The following is a 19,754-nucleotide window of genomic DNA, read 5'->3' as shown; positions in this document are numbered from 1 at the left end:
GCCACGCGCGACGAGCGCCAGAACGCCTACCTGCGGGCGCGCCGGGAACTGGACGGGCTCATCGTGCTGCCGGCGCCGGCCCGCGCCGCCATCGAACGGCGCATCGCCGGCCAGATCGAGGCCTAACCCGCACCCGCCGCGGCGGCCCTGGCCTGGCGCCGGTTCCGCAGCACGCTCCAGCCCAACGCCGTCCCGATGAAGAAGACGCCCACCGACGCGGTGACCGCCTCGGGCACCTCAAAGCGCGGCTCGATGGAGAACAACATGATCACGGCCAGCACGCCGATCGCCCAGTGCGCGCCGTGTTCGAGGTACACGAAGCGGTCCAAGGTGTCCTGGTGAACGAGATAGATGGTGATCGACCGGACGAACATCGAGCCCACCAGCCCCAGACCCAGCGCGATGAGGATCGGGTCCGACGTGATCGCGAACGCGCCGGTGACGCCGTCGAAGGAGAAGGCGGCGTCGAGCACCTCGAGATACAGAAACAGGGTCAGGCCGGCCTTGCCGACCGCCCCGCCGGCCGTCACCGTCTCGACGTCGGGAGGGCGGAACGCCCGGCTCAAACCGTTGACGACGAGATAGGTCGCCAGGCCGAGCAGGCCCGCGGTCAGCACCGTCTCGCTCTCGTCGGCGGAGTGCGTCAACTGTGTGCCGGCAAGCACCAGCGCTACGACGGCCACCACCACCGACACCTGACCGAGGCGCCCGATACGGGCGAATGGCGCTTCAATCCACTTGAGCCACTTGATATCCCGGTCGTAAACAATAAAGTCCAGGAACAGCATCAACAGGAAGATTCCGCCGAACGCGGCGATCTGGGGGTGTGCGGCGGTGATCAGTTTTTCGTAGCTGGGTGAGCCGTCCGGGAATTCCCGCGCGCCGTGCGGCGGCGGGTTGAGCGCCAACTCGAACGCGCGCACCGGTTCCAGGCCCGCGGTCGCCCACACGATGAGCAACGGGAAGACCAACCGCATGCCGAACACGGCGATCAAGATCCCGATCGTCAGGAACATCTGCCGCCAGAACCGGCTCATTCGCTGCAGGATCGCCGCGTTGATGATCGCGTTGTCGAACGACAGCGAGATCTCGAGGACGGCGAGCACCAGCAGCACAAAGAGGGCATTCGGTCCGCCGTGGGCGTATCCCGCGGCAAGCGCCGCCACGGTGATCAACAGCGAAACCCCGAAGATGCGGAACGCGGCCATGGATCCTTTCTCGACAGCCGCCCACGATAGCGAACCGCCTCGCGGGCGCGGTCCATCGGTGCTGGGCACTTACTATTTTCAAATTGTGGGGATACAGGCGCTGCCCCGGTGACCGAAGTCGGGGCCTCGAGGGGGCCGGTCGCGCGTGGCAGCGTGGCCCGGGTCGGCACCGCCACCGCGCTCACCGCGCTGTGCGGGTACGCGGTGATCTACCTGGCCGCCCGCGACCTGGCGCCGCGCGGCTTCTCGATCTTCGGTGTGTTTTGGGGGGCGTTCGGCCTGGTGACCGGCGCCGCCAACGGGCTGCTGCAGGAGAGCACCCGGGAGGTTCGCTCGGCGAACTACCTCGGGGAAATCGGGGCTGCCCCGGTCGGGCGCACCCATCCGCTGCGCGTCGCCGCGATGGTCGGTGTGGCCGCGGCCGTCGTGATCGCCGCGAGCTCGCCGTTGTGGAGCGCACGGGTTTTCGTCGAGGCGCGCTGGCTGTCGGTGGCGCTGCTGTCCGTCGGGCTGGCCGGGTTCTGCCTGCACGCCACCCTGCTCGGCATGCTGGCCGGCACCGATCACTGGACCTCGTACGGGGCGCTGATGGTGACCGATGCGGTCATCCGGGTGGCGGTGGCCGCGGCGACCTTCGCGATCAGGTGGGGCCTGGCCGGGTTCCTGTGGGCCACGGTAGCCGGCGCGACGGCGTGGCTGATCACGCTGGCCGTCTCGCCGACGGCGCGCGCCGCGGCCCGGCTGCTGACGCCGGGCGACACCGCAACCTTCCTGCGCGGGGCCGCCCACTCGATCACCGCGGCCGGCGCCAGCGCGATTCTGGTGATGGGGTTTCCGGTCCTGCTGAAGCTGACCAGCAGCGACCTGGGTGCGGAGGGTGGCGTGATCATCCTGGCGGTGACGTTGACCCGCGCGCCGCTGCTGGTGCCGCTGACCGCCATGCAGGGCAACCTCATCGCTCACTTCGTCGACGAGCGCGGCGACCGACTGCGGCCGCTGGTCCGCCCGGCGGCGATCATCGGCGGCATCGGCGCGGTCGGCGTGCTGGCTGCGGGGATAGTGGGGCCGTGGTTGCTGCGCGTCTTCTTCGGGCCGCAGTACCAGGCGAGCAGCGCGCTGCTGGCCTGGCTGACGGCGGCCGCCGTGGCGATCGCCATGCTGACCTTGACCGGCGCCGCCGCCGTCGCCGCCGCGCTGCACCGGGCCTACGCGCTGGGGTGGGTCGGTGCCACGGTGGCGTCGGGGCTGTTGCTGCTGTTGCCCCTGCCGCTGCAGACGCGCACGGTGGTCGGCCTGTTGTGCGGCCCCCTGGTGGGAATCGGTGTCCACCTGGTGGCGCTGGCGCGCGCCGGGCGCCTAACCGCCTGATCCTGGCTAACCTTATGGGCGTAGATGGCTACTGAATCCCCCTACTCCGGCGTCTGGATCGTCGTTCCCGCCTTCAACGAAGCCGCGGTCATCGGCGAGGTGATCGCCGACGTGCGCTCGGTGTTCGACCACGTGGTCTGCGTGGACGACGGCAGCACCGACGGCACCGGCGAGCTCGCCCGGCGCGCCGGGGCCCACTTGGTGCGCCACCCCGTCAACCTCGGCCAGGGCGCCGCCATCCAGACCGGCGTCGAGTACGCCCGCAAGCAGCCCGGCGCGCAGGTGTTCGCCACGTTCGACGCCGACGGCCAGCACCGCGTCAAGGACGTTGCCGCGATGATCGACCGGCTCGGCGCGGGCGACGTCGACGTCGTCATCGGCACCCGGTTCGGCACCCACGAGGGCAGCCGGCCGCCGTTCCTCAAGCGGATCGTGCTGCAGACCGCGGCCCGGCTCAGCCGTAGCGGTCGACGACTTGGCTTGACCGACACCAACAATGGGCTGCGCGTGTTCAACAAAAAGGTCGCCGACGGGCTGGACATCACCATGAGCGGCATGAGCCACGCCAACGAGTTCGTCTCACTGATCGCCGAAAACCATTGGCGCGTGGTGGAACAACCCGTCGAGGTGCTGTACACCGACTACTCGAAGTCCAAGGGGCAGCCCCTGCTCAACGGCGTCAACATCGTTTTCGACGGGTTCCTGCGAGGGAGGACTTCGAGATGAACTGGATCCAGGTGCTGCTGATCGGGGCGATCGTCGCGCTGCTGGTGTACCTGCTGCGGTCGCGCCGGAGCTCGCGGTCCAAGGCGTGGGTCAAGGTCGGCTACGTCCTGTTCGTGCTGGCCGGCATCTACGCCGTGCTGCGGCCCGACGACACGACGGTGGTGGCGCACTGGTTCGGCGTGCGCCGCGGCACCGACCTGATGCTGTACGCGCTGATCATGGCGTTCAGCTTCACGACGCTGAGCACCTACATGCGATTCAAGGATCTGGAGTTGCGCTACGCGCGGCTGGCCCGGGCCGTCGCGCTGGAGGGCGCGCAGGAACCCGAGCCGCGCTAGCCCGTGCGGGCGGTGCCCGGAGTTTTTGTGCACCAACGGTTTTGAGTGTGAAGCCACGGTCGTATTTCGGCGGATTGCCCGCCGCCAGTTCGCACTCGAAGCCATAGATGCACACTCAAGCCGCAACGGTCGCCCTGCGGCTCGCCGCTCTCCAATTTCCGCCGTCAGTCCACGTTCGGCGCAACGTCAAAGAGTGTGGGCGCTGCGGAAGTACTCGACCGTCCGGCGCACGCCCTCGTCGAGCCGAATGTGCGGGCGCCAGCCCAAAACCTCTGCGGCCAAGCTGATGTCGAGGCACGACCGCTGCAGGTCGCCCAGGCGATCGGGGTGAAAGTCCGGGTCGTCGGGCCCGCCGACGGCCGCGGCCACCGCCGAATGCAGCTGGCGGTCCGACGTTTCGACCCCGGTGCCGACGTTGAAGCGCCGCCCCCCGCCCACGTCGCCGGCGGCCTTCACGAAGGCGTCCACCACGTCGTCGACGTAGACGTAGTCGCGGGTCTTTCCGCCGTCGCCGAACACCTTGGTGGGCTTTCCGGACAGCAGCGCCTGGGCGAAGATCGCCACCACGCCGGCCTCGCCGTGCGGGTCCTGGCGGGGGCCGTACACGTTGGCGGGTGCGATGTGCGAGCAGTCCAGGCCGTACAGGTGCCGGAAGGTGTTCAGGTAGATCTCGCCGGCCACCTTGCCCGCCGCGTAGGGCGACGCCGGGTCGGTGGGCACCGTCTCGGGGGTCGGGTACACCGGCGGCGTGCCGTAGATGGATCCCCCCGACGAGGTGTGCACGATCTTGCGCACCCCGGTCAGGCGGGCCGCTTCGGCCAGGCGGATGGTGCCGATGACGTTGACCGACGCGTCGAACGGGGGGTCGGCCACCGAGTGCCGCACGTCGATCTGGGCGGCGAGGTGGAACACCACCTCCGGGCGGTGCTCGTCCAGGATGGCGTGCAGGTCGGCGGTGACGATGTCGGCCTCGACGAAGACGTGCGCCGGGTTGTCGGCCAGGTGCTCGAGGTTGGTGGCGCGGCCGGTCGCGAAATTGTCCAGCCCCACCACCGTGTGACCGTCGGTCAGCAGGCGGTCGACTAGCGTCGACCCGATGAATCCGGCTCCCCCGGTGACCAGTGCGCGCACCGGCCCACCATACAAGCGGGGGGTCATGGCGGCAGCCGCCGCGCTCATCGTCGTGCAGTTGGGGATCCGCGCGGTGCTGGCGTTCCGGGGCTACTTCTACTGGGACGACCTGATCCTCGTCGGGAAGGCCGGCACCGAAGGCCTGCTGTCGCCGTCGTACCTGTTCGACGACCACGACGGCCACGTGATGCCGGCCGCGTTCCTGGTCGCCGGCGCCCTCACCCGGCTGGCGCCCCTGGTCTGGACGCTGCCGGCGATCAGCCTGGTGGTGTTGCAGCTGGTGGCCTCGCTGGCCCTGCTGCGCGCGCTGCAGGTCATCCTCGGCTGGCGCCGCGTGCTGCTGATCCCGCTGACGTTCGCGCTGTTCACGCCGCTGGGGGTGCCGGGCTTCGCATGGTGGGCGGCCGCCCTGAATGCGCTGCCCATGCTCGCCGCCCTGGCGTGGGTGACGGCGGACGCGATCCTGCTGGTCCGCACCGGTAACCGACGCTACGCCCTGACCGGCGCGCTGGCGTACTTCGGCGGGTTGCTGTTCTTCGAGAAGGCCGCAGTCATTCCGTTCGTCGCGTTCGCGGTGGCCGCGCTGCTGGGCCACGTGTCCGGTGACGACTCCGCCCTGCGGACGGTCTGGCGGGCCGGCCTGCGGTTGTGGATCGCCGCGCTGGCGTTGACCGTGGCGTGGGTCGCGCTGTATCTGGCCGTGGTCAATCAGAAGCGGTGGAGTTTCGACCTGGCGATGACGGGGGATCTGCTGTGGCGGTCGATCACCCGCGGCATCGTGCCCGGGCTTGCCGGCGGGCCGTGGCACTGGGACCGGTGGGCGCCGGCCTCGCCGTGGGCCACGCCCCCGCCGTTGGTGATGGCGCTCGGCTGGCTGGTGCTGATCGGGGCGGTTGGCCTGTCGCTATGGCGCAAGCGCCGCGTCGGGCCGGTGTGGCTGACCGCGGCCGGTTACGCCGTCGCGTGTCAGGTGCCGATCTATCTGATGCGGTCGTCGAAGCAGACGGCGCTGGAGCTGGCGCAGACGCTGCGCTACCTGCCGGATCTGGTCGTGGTCCTGGCGTTGCTGGCGGCCGTCGCGTTGTGCGCCCCCAACCGGCCGGCCACGGCGCGGTGGCTGGACGCGTCGCCGAAACGCGCTGTGGCGACGGCGGGTTTGGCGGCGGCGTTCGTGGCGAGCAGCCTGTACTCGACGGCGACCTTCCTGACCAGCTGGCGGGACAACCCCACCCAGCCCTACCTGCAGAACGCCCGGGCCGGTCTGGCCGCCGCGCGCGCGGCCTCGAATGCGCCGCTGCTGGATCAGGAGGTCGACCCGCTGATCCTGCAGCGGGTGGCCGCGCCGCAGAACCTCGCCAGCCACATGTTCGCGCTGCTGCGGGACAGGCCCGAATTCGATTCCGCAACAACACAATTGCGAATGATCGACAGCTCGGGCCGGCTCATCAACGCGCGCGTGACCTGGATTCGCACCATCGTGCCCGGGCCCACGCCGCAGTGCGGCTATTTCGCCCAACCGGACCAGCCGGCGCGGCTGGTTCTGGACGGCCCGCTGCTGCCCGCCGATTGGACCGTCGAGCTCAATTACCTTGCCAACAGCGACGGTTCGATGACGCTGGCGCTATCCGAGGGCCCCGACGTGAAGGTTCTGGTGCATCCGGGTCTGAACCGGGTCTTCGTGCGACTGCCCGGCGCCGGGAACGCGATCACCGTCCGGGCCAACACGACCGCGCTCGCGTTGTGCCTCGCGTCCGGGCCGGTCGGGTTCATCGCGCCGGCCTAGCGCCGCTGGATGTTGGAGCCACCTAGGAGAATCGAACTCCTGACCTGCTCATTACGAGTGAGCCGCTCTACCGACTGAGCTAAGGTGGCGTGCCCTGGCGGGCGGCACGAGTCTACGGCAGGCGGCCCGAGTCACCCAAGTTCCTGGCCGATGGTCGCGACCATCGCGTCGACGGCGAATTTGGGTTTGACGTTGACTGCCAGCGCCTCGCGGCAGGCAAGCACCGCCTCGATGCAGCGCAGCAGCCGCTCGGCTGACGCATGGTCGGCCAGCGCGGCCACCCGGTCGGCCATGTCCGGGTGGTTGGCCCGGGTGCCGCCGGCGCGCGCCGACACCACCAGCGCGTCGCGGAAGTAGGTGGCCAGGTCGATCAGCGCGCGGTCCAGCGCATCGCGCGACGCCCGCGTCTGGCGAGACTTCTGCCGTCGCTCCAGGTCCTTCATCGCGCCGGTGGCACCCCGCAGCGCGCCCGCAGTACCCTTGCCCGTTCCCCCGGCGCCCAGCGCCGTCCGCAGCTCCTCGGTCTCGGCTTCGGCCCGATCCGCCGTCAGCACCACGGCCTCGGCCTCGGCGGCGGCCACCAGTTCCTCGGCGGCGGCGTAGGCGCGCGAGGGGGTCGCGGCGTCGCGCACCAGGCCCAGCGCCCGCTCCCGTCGCTGCCGGGCCTCGGGGTCGGTCGCCAGCCGGCGCGCCCGCCCGACGTGCCCACCGCTGACCGACGCCGCCCAGTTGGCCGTGTCGACGTCCAGGCCGTCGCTGTCGACGAGGACCTGCGCGATCGCCTCGGTCGGCGGGGTTACCAGCGCGACGTGCCGGCACCGGGATCGCAGCGTGACCGCGATGTCCTCGGGGTCCACCGACGGCGCGCACAGCAGGAACACCGTCGATGGCGGCGGTTCCTCGACGACCTTCAGCAGGGCGTTCGCGGCGCCCTCGGTCAACCGGTCGGCGTCCTCGATCACCACAATCTGCCGGTGCCCGGTGGTGGGGCGCCGCGACGCGATCTGCACGATGCCGCGCATCTCGTCCACGCCGATGGACAGCCCCTCGGGGACCACCCGGCGCACGTCGGCGTGGGTGCCGGCCATCGTCGTCGCGCACGCCCGGCAGCTCCCGCACCCCGGCTCCCCGTCGGAGGTGCATTGCAGCGCGGCCGCGAAGCACAGCGCCGCAACCGAGCGGCCGGAACCGGGTGGCCCGGTGATAAGCCACGCATGTGTCATAGTCCCGTCGCCCGGATCGCTGTGAGTCGGATCACCGCGGGCCGCCCGGGCGGCGGCGAGCAGAACGGCCACCACGGCCTGCTGGCCTACCAGCCGCGTAAACACTCCGGACATCACCGGCAACAGTAGTGACACGGGCAGACAGATACCGATCGGCCACCGGATCGCGACAATTCCGTTACCTGGCGCCCGTTTCGCCAGGTGCCGGCGGCTTGCCGAGATACTTATTGTTTTCCGCCAAGTCCGCCCTGCCCGATACGGTGGTTTGGTGGCAACCGAGGCGGCACTGCCCGGGCGAATCGGTGCGTTCGTCCGGTGGGTGGTGCGCACCCCGTGGCCGCTGTTCGCGCTGAGCATGTTGCAGGCCGACATCATCGGCGGGCTTTTCGTGCTGGGCTTCCTGCGCTACGGGCTGCCGCCCCAGGACCGCATCCAGCTGCAGGACCTGCCGCCGGTCAACCTGGCCGTCTTCATCAGCGTCGTGATCAGCCTGTTCCTGGCCGGGATCGTCTTCAACCTCAGGCTGATGTTGCCGGTGTTCCGCTGGCAGCGCCGCGACAACCTGCTCGCCGACGCCGATCCGGCCGACACCGAACTGGCCCGCAGCCGCGCGCTGCGCATGCCGTTCTACCGGACGCTCACCAGCGGGGTGGCGTGGTGCATCGGCGGCGTGGTGTTCATCGTCGCCAGCTGGTCGGTGGCCAGGTACACCGCGCCCGTCGTCGCGGTCGCGGTCGCGCTGGGCGCCGCCGCGACGGCGATCATCGGCTACCTGCAGTCCGAGCGGGTGCTGCGCCCGGTGGCCGTCGCTGCGCTGCGCAGCGGCGTGCCGGAGAACGTCAAGGCGCCCGGCGTCATCCTGCGGCAGATGCTGAGCTGGATGCTGTCCACCGCCGTGCCGCTGCTGGCGATCGCGCTGGCGGTGGTGGCCGACAAGATTTCCTTGTTGCACGCCACGCCCGAGAAGCTGTTCAACCCCATCCTGTTGCTCGCGCTGGCGGCGCTGGGCGTCGGGCTGGTCAGCACGCTGCTCGTGGCGATGTCGATCGCCGACCCGCTGCGCCAGCTGCGCTGGGCGCTGTCCGAAGTGCAGCGCGGGAACTACAACGCGCACATGCAGATCTATGACGCCAGCGAACTGGGCCTGCTGCAGGCCGGCTTCAACGACATGGTCCGCGACCTGTCCGAGCGGCAGCGGCTGCGCGACCTGTTCGGCCGCTACGTCGGCGAGGACGTGGCCCGCCGCGCCCTGGAGCGCGGCACCGAGCTGGGCGGGCAGGAGCGCGACGTCGCGGTGCTGTTCGTCGACCTGGTCGGCTCCACCCAGCTGGCCGCGACGCGGCCGCCGGCGGAGGTGGTCCAACTGCTCAACGAGTTCTTCCGCGTCGTGGTCGACACCGTCGGCAAGCACGGCGGGTTCGTCAACAAGTTCCAGGGCGACGCGGCGCTGGCCATCTTCGGCGCGCCGATCGAACACCCCGACGCTTCGGGCGGCGCGCTGGCCGCCGCCCGCGAGCTGCACGACGAGATCCTTCCCGTGATCGGGTCGGCGGAGTTCGGGATCGGGGTGTCGGCCGGCCGGGCCATCGCCGGCCACATCGGCGCGCAGGCCCGCTTCGAATACACGGTCATCGGCGATCCGGTCAACGAGGCGGCACGGCTGACCGAGCTGGCCAAGCTCGAATCCGGGCATGTGCTCGCCTCAGCGATCGCGGTCAGCGGCGCGCTGGACGCCGAGGCGCTGTGCTGGGACGTCGGCGAGGTGGTTTATCTGCGCGGGCGCGCGGCGCCCACTCAGCTGGCCCGACCGGTCAAACTCGCTGGGCTGGAAGAGGTTCCGAGTGAACCCAAAGGTGTTTCCAGCCAAGCGGGTCGCTAGCACCCCAGACCCGCGGTGCGGCGCGACGACGCAGCGCCCGATCGAGCGAAAAGTGTCCATTAGCAATAATTTCTGATGGAGAAGGTTTGGCTGGGACATTAGCGAGGTACCGCTTCCTCCGACTGAGAAATCACGAGAAACAGGAGGAATTGTGCAACTCGCTAGCGGGGCAGCTGCAGTTTTGGCGACTTTCGCGACGGCGGCCGGCGTCGGAATCGCCGATGTCCCAACCGCGTCCGCCGATAACTACCCGGTCCAGCAGAATTTCGGGGCCCAGGAAAGGCTCAACGACGCCGGCGGTGCAGTCATCACTGGCTGGACGGTCAGCAATCTCCACCCCAGTGACGACCCGATCCCCTATCAACCGCACGGCAAGCTGTGGGAAGCCACCGCCACCGTCAAAGCCATCCGGGGAACGGTCACGCCGCTGGTCGCCGACTTCAACGCACGCGCCGCCAACGGCCAGAACTACCCGGAGCTGGGCAACGTTGCCACCGCCCAGGGGGTCAACCCGGCCAGCGTTCCCCAAGGTCAGGAGACCACCGGCAAGCTCTACTTCGACGTCGTTGGGCCGAATCCCAACAAGGTCGTCTACAACGCGGGGGGCCGGGACCTGCTCGTCTGGACGGGCTAGGGTTCGTCGGGAAGCGTTGGGGCCCAATAAGACTGGAGCGTCCTAGCGCTTGGTAGCCTTCTTCGCCGGCGCCCTGCGGGTGGATTTCTTCGCAGGACGCTTGGCGGGGCCCCGGGCTCGCCGGTCGGCCAGCAGTTCCGCGGCGCGCTCGTCGGTAATCGACAGCACGTCATCGCCCTTGCGCAGGCTGGCGTTGGTCTCGCCGTCGGTGACGTAGGGCCCGAATCGGCCGTCCTTGATCACCATCGGCTTGCCCGACGCCGGATCGGCGCCCAACTCCCGCAGCGGTGGCGCCGAAGCGCTCTGCCTGCCACGGCGTTTGGGCTCGGCGTAGATTTTCAGCGCCTCTTCGAGGGTGATGTCAAAGATTTGATCCTCGGTCGACAGGGAACGAGAATCGGTGCCCCGCTTCAGGTACGGGCCGTAGCGCCCGTTCTGCGCGGTGATCTCCTCGCCGGACTCGGGGTCAACGCCGACCACGCGCGGTAGCGAGAGCAGCTTGAGCGCGTCCTCGAGCGTCACCGTCTGCAGGTCCATGCTGCGTAACAGCGAACCGGTCCGCGGTTTGGGCCCGGTGGGCTTCTTGCCCTTCTTCGCGGGTGTTCCGCTCTCGGGACCTCCGTCGCCCGAATCGGGCTGCGGCGGCAGGACTTCGGTCACGTAGGGCCCGTACCGGCCGTCCTTGGCCACGATCTCGTGCCCGGTTTGGGGGTCGACGCCCAAGACGCGCCCCTCTTGTGGGGTGGCGAAAAGCTCTTCGGCCACCTCGAGGGTCAGCTCGTCGGGGGTCAGCGAGTCGTTGAGATTGGCCCGCTGCGGCGTGGGCTCACCGTCATCACCCGTCACGATGCGTTCCAGGTAGGGTCCGTTCTTGCCCACCCGGACGTACACGGGCCGACCCTGCTCGTCGTCAAACACCCTGATGGAGTTCACTTCTCGCGCGTCGATGCCTTCGAGGTTGACGCCGACGAGCTTCTTCAGGCCACCGGAACGAGCCACCGAGTCGGGCACGCCGTGGTCGCCGCCGAAGTAGAAGTTGTTGAGCCAGTTGGTGCGTCGCTCGGTGCCCGACGCGATCGCGTCGAGCTCGTCTTCCATCGCCGCGGTGAAGCCGTAGTCGACGAGGCGGCCGAAATGCTGCTCCAGCAGCCCGGTGACGGCGAACGCGACCCACGAGGGCACCAGCGCGCTGCCCTTCTTGTACACATAGCCGCGGTCCTGGATGGTCTTGATGATCGACGAGTACGTCGACGGGCGGCCGATGCCCAGCTCCTCGAGCGCCTTGACCAGCGAGGCCTCGGTGTAGCGCGCCGGCGGGTTGGTGGCGTGGCCATCCGGGGTGAGCTCGAGGGCCTCCAGCCGCTGGCCCTCGCTCAGGTGGGGCAGCCGCCGCTCGGCGTCGTCGGCCTCGCCGCCGGCCAGCTCGTCCACCGTTTCCACGTAGGCCTTGAGGAAGCCGGCGAACGTGATGGTGCGCCCGGTCGCGGCGAACGTGACGTCCCGCTCCCCCGACCTGCCGGCGATGCGCAGGCTCAGCGTGGTGCCGCGCGCGTCGGCCATCTGCGAGGCGACCGTGCGCTGCCAAATCAGTTCGTAGAGCCGGAATTCGTCGCCGTCGAGCTCGCGCCGCACCGCGTCCGGGGTCGCGAACGTCTCACCGGCCGGCCGGATCGCCTCGTGCGCCTCCTGGGCGTTCTTCACCTTGCGGGTGTACTGGCGCGGCGAGGGCGACACGTACTCCGCGCCGTACAGCTGCCGCGCCTGGGTGCGCGCCGCGTTGATCGCCGACTCCGACAGCGTGGTGGAGTCGGTGCGCATATAAGTGATGTAGCCGTTCTCGTAGAGGCGCTGCGCGATGCTCATCGTGCGTTCGGAGGAGAACCGCAGCTTGCGCCCGGCCTCCTGCTGCAGCGTCGACGTCATGAACGGCGCGTACGGACGCCGGGTGTAGGGCTTCTCCTCCACCGACGCCACCGACAGCTGGGCGCCGCGCAAACCCGCCGCCAGCTGGGTGGCGGCGGCCTCGTCCAGGATCACCACCTCGTCGGCCTTGCGCAGCTGGCCCAGCGAGTCGAAATCGCGGCCGGTGGCCACGCGCAGGCCGTCGACGCCTGCCAGCCGGGCCGTGAAGGTGGGCGGTGAGGCCTGCGGGTCGGACACGCTGGCGTCCAGTTGAGCGACGATGTCCCAGTAGGACGCGCTGCGGAAGGCCATGCGGTCGCGCTCGCGCTGCACGATGATGCGGGTGGCCACCGACTGCACCCGGCCCGCCGACAGCTTGGGCGCCACCTTCTTCCACAGCACCGGGCTGACCTCGTAGCCGTACAGCCGGTCCAGGATGCGGCGGGTCTCCTGGGCGTCGACCAGGTCGATGTCGAGGTCGCGGGGATTTTCGGCGGCCTCCAGGATCGCCGGTTCGGTGATCTCGTGGAACACCATCCGCTTGACCGGGATGTTGGGCTTGAGGGTTTCCAGCAGGTGCCAGGCGATGGCTTCGCCCTCGCGGTCACCATCCGTGGCCAGATAGAGCTCGTCGACGTCCTTCAGCAGGCCCTTGAGCTCGCTGACGGTGTGCTTCTTCTCCGGGCTGATGATGTAGAGCGGCTCGAAGTCGGCGTCGACGTTGACGCCCAGCCTGGCCCACGGCTCCGACTTGAACTTCGCGGGCACGTCGGCCGCGGCGCGGGGCAGATCACGGATGTGGCCGCGCGAGGACTCGACGATGTAGCTGGAGCCCAGGTAGCCCGCAAGTTTGCGCGCCTTGGTGGGCGACTCGACGATCACGAGCCGCCGACGGCTGCCATTTCCGCCGCTGACGCGGTCTTTTAGCTTCGGGTCAGCCAACTGCGCTTACGCTCCATCTCTTATCCGGCCCCCTTGCGAGACCGCCCTGCAGGAAGAATGACAGGCCAGCGTCCGAAATTCCGGTGAAATCAGATACGCCAGCGTTCCCTCTACCTTCAGGGCATCTGACAATTTCGCACCCTCGGGCGGGCCTGCGCAAACCGGCTGCCGAAAATTTCGGCGCTCGAGCCCGGCTAGACGCGGGGCCACAGCGACAACGCCTCGTCGCCTTCCGGGGGTTCCCCCACGTTCTCTACCAGGCGCGACAGCCGGCGGCGGCCGCTGATCCGCAGCGCCGGGCGCCCACCGCGGGTGCCGATCAGCGTGGGCGCAATTCCGACCCGCATCAACGCCGACGCGAGCGGGGAATGGGTGTCGGGCGCGTGCGGGTCCAGACCCAGCAGATAGTGGTCGCCCTCCGGGTTGCCGGCCGCCAGCGTCCACGCCCGCAGCTCACGCGGCCCCGGGAGCCACCGCGGGGGCACCGTCTTGACCGCGCCGCGGGTCCATTCGGCGGCGAGCGTCACCAAGGAGGGGGTCACCTCCGTCCGCACCAACGGGGTGTCCTCGTCGGTGCGGCCGATCTCGGGCGCCAGACCCGCGTCGCGAATCATCTCGGCCAGCGCCGACGCGCGCCAAACGTGGTCAACGACGACTGAAAGGCGGGCGCCCGGTTCGCGACTTTCCGACGGAACGCCGACCAGCACGATCTGCCCTGAGGCGGCCAGCACCCCGGAGAGATCGGCGACCGCGGGCGGCACCGACTCCGCTGTGAAGAAGGAAAGCTGGCTCACGCCACCGACAGTAGGCCAGGTCGTCCGTCCGCGCCTTCAGGTATTCGGCGCGGCGGCGTGAGCGCCCGCTGAGCAGACGGAAAAGCCCCCAAATCGCTGCCGAAGTGGGGGCTTTTGTGTCTGCTCGCGTCTTAGACGGAGCGGACTCCGGTGGCCTGGGGGCCCTTAGGGCTGTGGCCGATCTCGAACTCGACCTTCTGGTTTTCTTCGAGGGTGCGGAAGCCCGAACCCTGGATCTCCGTGTAGTGGACAAAAACATCTGCGGAACCGTCTTCGGGCGCAATGAACCCGAAACCCTTCTCCGCGTTGAACCACTTCACAGTTCCCTGTGGCATCTCTCGATCTTTCCTTTTCTTTTGGATGCGGGGCACCGCCTTTCGGTGCCCCGGGCCGAGTACGACCGCCATACCTCGCTGAGTCGCCGGAACTTCACCCGACCGATAACCTCGCAGGAACCGCGGCCGCAACGTTGTTCCTGCGAAAGTTTGACACGAACACAGAAGCTGCGACCGCAAATAGTCAACCATGTTCATGGCGTCGGCGACAGACTTGTGTCCAGGACTGATTCTCGGCTTGATTCTTGGAGGGCGTGAGGTGGCCAGTTTCGGCGCCGACCTGCTCGCCGTCGCGCTCGCCGGTACCGCGCCGGACGAGCGCCCGCTGCGCCACGTCGCCGAGTTGCCCGCGCGCAGCGGCCGGCCGCACCGCTGGCCCGAGTGGGCCGAGCCCGACGTGGTGCGCGCGTTCGCCGAACGCGGCATCAGTGACCCGTGGTCACATCAGGCCACGGCCGCGGAGCTGGCCCACGCCGGCCGTCACGTGGTGATCAGCACCGGCACCGCGTCGGGCAAGTCCCTGGCCTATCAACTTCCCGTCCTCAACGCGCTCGCGACGGACCCGCGCGCCCGGGTGTTGTACCTGTCGCCGACCAAGGCGCTCGGCCATGACCAACTGCGCGCCGCGCACGCGCTGACCGCGGCCGTTCCGCGGCTGCACGACGTCGCGCCCACCGCCTACGACGGCGACAGCCCGGCCGAGGTCCGCCGCTTCGCCCGCGAGCGCTCCCGATGGCTGTTCTCCAACCCCGACATGATCCACTTGTCGATCCTGCGCAACCATGCCCGCTGGGCCGTCCTGTTGCGCGGCCTTCGATTCGTCATCGTCGACGAATGCCATTACTACCGTGGCGTTTTCGGGTCGAACGTCGCGATGGTGCTGCGCCGGTTGTTGAGGCTGTGCGAGCGCTATTCCGCTGCGCCCACGGTGGTTTTCGCCAGCGCGACGACCGATTCGCCCGGTGCGACGGCCGCCGAACTCATTGGCCGCCCGGTGCATGAGGTCACCGAAGACGGTTCGCCGCAAGGGGCCCGGACGGTGGCGTTGTGGGAGCCCGCGCTGCGGGCCGACCTGACGGGTGAGAACGGTGCGCCGGTGCGCCGCTCCGCCGGTGCCGAGGCCGCGCGTGTGATGGCCGACCTGATCGCCGAGGGCGCACAAACGCTGACGTTCGTCCGGTCGCGGCGCGCGGCGGAGTTGACGGCGCTGGGGACGCGGGCGCGGCTCGACGACATTGCCCCGGAACTGTCTTCGAAGGTCGCTTCGTACCGGGCCGGCTACCTCGCCGAGGACCGCAGCGCGCTGGAGCGCGCGTTGGCCGAGGGCCGGCTGCGCGGCCTGGCGACCACCAACGCGTTGGAGCTCGGTGTGGACATCGCCGGCCTCGATGCGGTGGTGCTCGCCGGTTTCCCCGGGACGGTCGCCTCGTTCTGGCAGCAGGCCGGCCGGTCGGGCCGGCGAGGCCAGGGTGCGCTGGTCGTGCTCATCGCGCGCGACGACCCACTTGACACATACCTGGTGCACAACCCCGCGGCGCTGCTGGGCAAGCCGGTCGAGCGGGTCGTCATCGATCCTTCCAACCCCTATATCCTCGGTCCGCAGCTGCTCTGTGCGGCGACCGAAATGCCTCTCGACGAGGCCGAGATCCGGGACTTCGGCGCCGCCGACGTCGCCCAGGGCCTGATTGACGACGGACTACTGCGGCGGCGCAACGACAAGTACTTTCCCGCGGCCGGTATCCAACCGCACGGCGCGGTGGACATCCGCGGCTCGTCCGGCGGCCAGATCGTCATCGTCGAGGCCGACACCGGGCGCCTGCTGGGCAGCGCCGGGGTGGATCAGGCCCCGGCTTCGGTTCACCCGGGGGCGGTCTATCTGCATCAGGGTGAGACCTACGTCGTCGATTCGCTGGACACCGAGGACGGCATCGCGTTCGTCCATGCCGAGGATCCCGGCTACGCGACGTTCGCCCGCGAGGTCACCGACATCGTCGTGACCGGGACCGGTGAACGCCGCGAATTCGGGCCCGTCAGTTTGGGTTTGGTGCCCGTTCGGGTCACCCACCGGGTGGTGGGCTACCTGCGGCGCCGGCTGTCCGGGGAGGTCATCGATTTCATCGAGCTGGAGATGCCCGAGCACGTGCTGCCCACCACGGCTGTCATGTACACCATTGACCCGGATGCTTTGCTGCACAACGGCATTGAGGCCCCTCGCTTTCCCGGTTCGTTGCACGCCGCCGAGCATGCCGCCATCGGGCTGCTGCCCCTGGTGGCCAGCTGCGACCGGGGCGACATCGGCGGGCTGTCCACCGCGATCGGCCCGGAGGGGCTGCCCACCGTCTTCGTCTACGACGGTTATCCGGGCGGGGCGGGTTTCGCCGAACGGGGCTTCCGCCAGGCCCGCACGTGGCTGGGCGCCACGGCCGCCGCGATCGAAGCGTGCGAATGCCCGAACGGATGCCCGTCGTGTGTGCAGTCGCCCAAATGCGGCAACGGCAACGACCCCCTGGACAAGGCGGGGGCGGTAACGGTGCTGCGGTTGGTGCTCGCGGAACTGGGTCGCGGCATGCGCTGACCGCCCCGGGATGGCGACCGACCCCTCAACGGTCGACCCCCACAAATCGGCGTCGTGACAGACGCCGCTAGAACGCGCTTCCTCATTGCTGAAGAAATTTCAACGTACCACCACACAGGGTTGCTAACGGTCAGATTCGCATAAGCCGAAACGGAGAACATTTCGGCGTCCGCGCATGCCGCCCGGCTGCCGGTCCGGCGATCACTGCGTGGCTGCGCGTACGATTTGTCCACCGGCGCTCTCGGGAGGTATCAGATGTCCTTTGTGATCGCAGCGCCAGAGGTGATGGCCTTGGCGGCAACGGGTTTGGTCGATATCGGGTCGACCATCACCACCGCCAACACCACCGCTTCCGCGGCCATCACCAACGTGGTGGCCGCGGCGTCCGATGAGGTGTCGGCTCAAATCGCGGCCGTCTTCGGGGCGCACGGCCTCGAGTACCAGTCGCTCGGCGCCCAGGCAGCGGCGCTGCACGACCAATTTGTCCAAAACCTGGCCGCGGGTGCGGCGTCGTACGCGAGCGCCGAGGCCGCCAACGCCCAGCAGAATTTGCTGGGTGCGATCAACGCCCCGACCGAGGCGCTGCTCGGGCGGCCGCTGATCGGCAACGGCGCCAACGGCGCGCCCGGGACCGGGGCCAACGGGTCACCCGGCGGAATCCTGATCGGCAACGGCGGGGCCGGCGGTTCGGGTGCGCCCGGCCAAAACGGCGGAGCCGGCGGGGCGGCCGGCCTCATCGGCGCCGGCGGCGCCGGCGGGGCCGGCGGAAACTCACTCACGGGCGCGGGAGGCGCCGGCGGGGCCGGCGGCGCCGGCGGGTTGATCGGCACGGGAGGAACCGGCGGGGCCGGTGGGTTCGGCATCACCGGCGATGGCGGCGCCGGCGGGGCCGGCGGCGCGGGCGGGCTGTTCGGCACCGGCGGCCTCGGGGGTGTCGGCGGAGCCGGCGACGGCGCGGGCCATCGCGGCGGGGCCGGCGGCGCGGGCGGCGCCGGCGGATTGTTCAGTACCGGCGGCGCCGGCGGAACCGGCGGGGCGGCCACCAACGCCGCGGCTGGGGGCGGCGGCGGAAGCGGCGGGGCCGGCGGGCTGTTCGCATCCGGCGGGACCGGCGGCACCGGCGGATACAGTCCCGTCGCCGCGGGAGCCGGCGGGGCCGGCGGAAGCGCCGGCATGCTCGTCGGCTCCGGTGGCGCCGGGGGCAGCGGTGGCAGCGGCGGTCTCGGCGGGCACGGCGGGACCGGTGGCCGCGGCGGCCTGCGACGGGCGACGGCGGTGGCGCGCGAAATGCACGCGGGCACTGTCGACTGCGCGGTGGATGGTCTCGACGTCGTCGTCGCGGTCCAAGTGCCGGTGGCCGTCGCGGGCGCGGCGCGGGCCGCCGCACGGGCGGGGCCGGCGGGCACCGACGGCTAGGCTGTGCCGTCCGGGGCTTTCGGCAATCCCGCGGTTGCGAGTTCCTCGTCGGTCGGCAAGCGCAGCGAGACCAGGCCGGCGAAGGTGTCCGGCTCGAGCTCCACCTTGTTGACCGTGACATGCACCGGAACCCAATCGTCGTCGTGGCCCCGCATGCGCAGTACCCGACTGGTCGGGCCGTCGACGAATTCCTTTGTCATAGAAGCCTTTAGGTGTTCGTCGTCGGGGTGGACCTTGGGCCGGTCCGTCTTGTTGCCGCGCCAGTCGTAAAAGGTGCAGGGATCGTCGAGCCATTTCAGCAGGGTCCAGCTCTCGAGATCGACGAGCGCCCGGTGGACCCCGGCCTGGGCCAGTCCGTTCAGGATCCGTTGGGCCAGATCGTCCGTGGACACCACCGGGCCCTTGAGCACCGACCGCCAGTTCATCGCCCGGGCGATCAGGTGGTCGCGGCCGTCCGGTCCCGGTTCCAAGGCGGTGCGCGCGACGAAGCCGATCCGGATGGGTTTGCCTTGCCAGTCGGTGACATCCCAGGTGCTGCAGATCGTTTGGTCCGGCTTGGCCCTGACGGCCATGGCGAGCACCTTGGTTTCGTTCGGATTGAGTTCGCGCGACGGCAGGTCTTCCGCGAAAGCCCTGCCCAAGGTCACCTCGACATCGGGGTTCTTGCCGCTGTTGGCAAGCGACTCCCTGGTATCGGTGGCCACGCCCAGGGTCAGGTCCCACTTCAGCGGCCCGGGGATGGGCCGCTGGGACGGTTCGGCATCGGCGGGCCCGGTCCAGACGTGGACACCGTGAACGTGGCCGTCGGACATCACCACCGGTTCGGTGCGGATGACGCGGTCGCGCTTGGTGGTGATGCTCGTCAGGCTCTGGCCGGTCTTGACGGATTCGGCGATCGCGGTTCGGACGGCGGCGAGGTGGGGGCTGCGGCGCAGGAACGTGGTGACCGGGACGAGGTTTTTGAGTTGCCGTCCCTGCGCCACTACGGCGGGTTCGCCCCCTAGCGTCTCCACGAGCAACCAGTCGTGGGCCATGCGGAGATTTTACGGCGGTCAGCGGTTGGGCTGACATGCCGGGAGCCCGGCGACGCGAGATAGGGGCCGCGCCGGGGCGGCTAAGTCGATCCGGTCGTTCCATTCTGGCCGAGCAGCAACCCGCCGGTGCCGCCCGCGCCGGGCAGTCCCTGGGGTTGGCCGACGACGGCCTTGCCGCCGTTTCCGCCGTTGCCGCCGTTGCCGATCAGCCGGGCGCTGCCGCCCTGACCGCCATTGCCGCCGGCGGTCGGGGCGTCCGCACCCGCGCCGCCGTCGCCGGCGTTGCCGATGAACCCGGCATTGCCACCGGCCCCGCCGGCTCCGCCGGCCATCCCGGACCCGCCGGCACCGCCGGCCCCGCCCGCGCCATAGAGCAGGCCGCCGGCCCCGCCGTCCACCCAGGGCTGCCCGGCGTCAAGACGCCGACCGGCGGCCAAGGCCAGCCGCCGCGCCAGCCGCAGCAGCG

Annotated in this window: 15 protein-coding genes, 1 tRNA gene and 1 pseudogene; 8 read left to right on the top strand and 9 right to left on the bottom strand. The window is 69.9% G+C overall.

The genetic code is table 11. The features are described 5' to 3' along the window. Positions 1-122: 122 nt before the first annotated feature. A complete protein-coding gene (locus A5673_RS14500) occupies positions 123-1,208 on the bottom strand; it encodes a DUF475 domain-containing protein (protein WP_068233303.1) in 1,086 nt (361 codons plus the stop codon). A gap of 54 nt (positions 1,209-1,262) precedes the next feature. Here A5673_RS14500 and A5673_RS14495 point away from each other — a divergent pair, with 54 nt between their 5' ends. Genes A5673_RS14495 through A5673_RS14485 form a run of 3 tightly spaced genes read left to right on the top strand, consistent with a single transcriptional unit; the run spans position 1,263 to position 3,640 of the window. After that, a complete protein-coding gene (locus tag A5673_RS14495; protein ID WP_156748228.1) occupies positions 1,263-2,576 on the top strand; it encodes a hypothetical protein in 1,314 nt (437 codons plus the stop codon). A gap of 24 nt (positions 2,577-2,600) precedes the next feature. Then, the gene (locus A5673_RS14490) at positions 2,601-3,302 is read left to right on the top strand and encodes a glycosyltransferase family 2 protein (protein ID WP_068233295.1); all 702 of its coding nucleotides are present in this window, start codon (positions 2,601-2,603) and stop codon (positions 3,300-3,302) included. Beyond that, positions 3,299-3,640, top strand: a complete 342-nt coding sequence (locus tag A5673_RS14485; RefSeq protein WP_066916579.1) for a DUF2304 domain-containing protein — start codon at positions 3,299-3,301, stop codon at positions 3,638-3,640. The genes A5673_RS14490 and A5673_RS14485 overlap by 4 nt, the downstream gene beginning before the upstream one ends. Before the next feature lie 186 nt (positions 3,641-3,826). Here A5673_RS14485 and A5673_RS14480 read toward each other — a convergent pair whose 3' ends face one another. Further along, positions 3,827-4,771 (bottom strand): NAD-dependent epimerase/dehydratase family protein, encoded by a 945-nt coding sequence (locus A5673_RS14480; RefSeq protein ID WP_068233309.1) that lies wholly within the window; start codon positions 4,769-4,771, stop codon positions 3,827-3,829. A 25-nt stretch (positions 4,772-4,796) separates the two neighbouring features. Between A5673_RS14480 and A5673_RS14475 the strand changes: the two genes are divergently transcribed. Beyond that, the gene (locus tag A5673_RS14475) at positions 4,797-6,554 is read left to right on the top strand and encodes a hypothetical protein (RefSeq protein WP_197518381.1); all 1,758 of its coding nucleotides are present in this window, start codon (positions 4,797-4,799) and stop codon (positions 6,552-6,554) included. A 13-nt stretch (positions 6,555-6,567) separates the two neighbouring features. On the opposite strand, the gene A5673_RS14470 is transcribed toward A5673_RS14475, so the two are convergent. Beyond that, positions 6,568-6,643: transfer RNA gene (locus A5673_RS14470), tRNA-Thr, on the bottom strand. A gap of 42 nt (positions 6,644-6,685) precedes the next feature. Then, positions 6,686-7,891 (bottom strand): DNA polymerase III subunit delta', encoded by a 1,206-nt coding sequence (locus A5673_RS14465; protein WP_068233292.1) that lies wholly within the window; start codon positions 7,889-7,891, stop codon positions 6,686-6,688. Between the two features lie 106 nt (positions 7,892-7,997). On the opposite strand from A5673_RS14465, the gene A5673_RS14460 reads away from it, so the two are divergent. After that, complete coding sequence (locus A5673_RS14460; protein ID WP_156748226.1) at positions 7,998-9,656, top strand: adenylate/guanylate cyclase domain-containing protein; 1,659 nt, start codon at positions 7,998-8,000, stop codon at positions 9,654-9,656. Positions 9,657-9,837: 181 nt separating this feature from the next. After that, on the top strand, positions 9,838-10,290 hold the full coding sequence (locus tag A5673_RS14455; protein WP_068233289.1) for an MPT63 family protein: 453 nt from the start codon (positions 9,838-9,840) through the stop codon (positions 10,288-10,290). Between the two features lie 42 nt (positions 10,291-10,332). Here A5673_RS14455 and topA read toward each other — a convergent pair whose 3' ends face one another. From topA to cspA, 3 genes are all read right to left on the bottom strand, one after another. Next, the gene (topA, locus tag A5673_RS14450; protein ID WP_068233288.1) at positions 10,333-13,134 is read right to left on the bottom strand and encodes a type I DNA topoisomerase; all 2,802 of its coding nucleotides are present in this window, start codon (positions 13,132-13,134) and stop codon (positions 10,333-10,335) included. 194 nt (positions 13,135-13,328) lie between these two features. Next, positions 13,329-13,928 carry a hypothetical protein gene (locus A5673_RS14445; protein WP_068233287.1) on the bottom strand — a complete coding sequence of 200 codons (600 nt, stop codon included), beginning with the start codon at positions 13,926-13,928 and terminating at the stop codon, positions 13,329-13,331. A 131-nt stretch (positions 13,929-14,059) separates the two neighbouring features. Next, positions 14,060-14,263 carry a cold shock protein CspA gene (gene cspA / locus A5673_RS14440; protein ID WP_007166602.1) on the bottom strand — a complete coding sequence of 68 codons (204 nt, stop codon included), beginning with the start codon at positions 14,261-14,263 and terminating at the stop codon, positions 14,060-14,062. A gap of 259 nt (positions 14,264-14,522) precedes the next feature. Between cspA and A5673_RS14435 the strand changes: the two genes are divergently transcribed. Together A5673_RS14435 and A5673_RS14430 are read left to right on the top strand one after the other, a co-directional pair. Continuing rightward, positions 14,523-16,838 (top strand): DEAD/DEAH box helicase, encoded by a 2,316-nt coding sequence (locus A5673_RS14435; protein WP_068233283.1) that lies wholly within the window; start codon positions 14,523-14,525, stop codon positions 16,836-16,838. Between the two features lie 255 nt (positions 16,839-17,093). After that, a pseudogene (locus A5673_RS14430) lies at positions 17,094-18,241 on the top strand (PE family protein); the annotation flags it as partial. Between the two features lie 9 nt (positions 18,242-18,250). Here the strand turns inward: A5673_RS14430 and A5673_RS29125 are convergent. Together A5673_RS29125 and A5673_RS29545 are read right to left on the bottom strand one after the other, a co-directional pair. Continuing rightward, positions 18,251-19,288 (bottom strand): PAS domain-containing protein, encoded by a 1,038-nt coding sequence (locus A5673_RS29125; RefSeq protein WP_068233279.1) that lies wholly within the window; start codon positions 19,286-19,288, stop codon positions 18,251-18,253. An 80-nt stretch (positions 19,289-19,368) separates the two neighbouring features. Next, positions 19,369-19,754 (bottom strand): hypothetical protein (locus A5673_RS29545; RefSeq protein WP_197518379.1); only part of this gene is annotated, 386 nt, incomplete at its 5' end.

This window comes from Mycobacterium sp. E3198, from assembly GCF_001667015.1.
Lineage (GTDB): Bacteria > Actinomycetota > Actinomycetes > Mycobacteriales > Mycobacteriaceae > Mycobacterium.
This window is presented reverse-complemented; position numbering and strand designations above follow the sequence as displayed.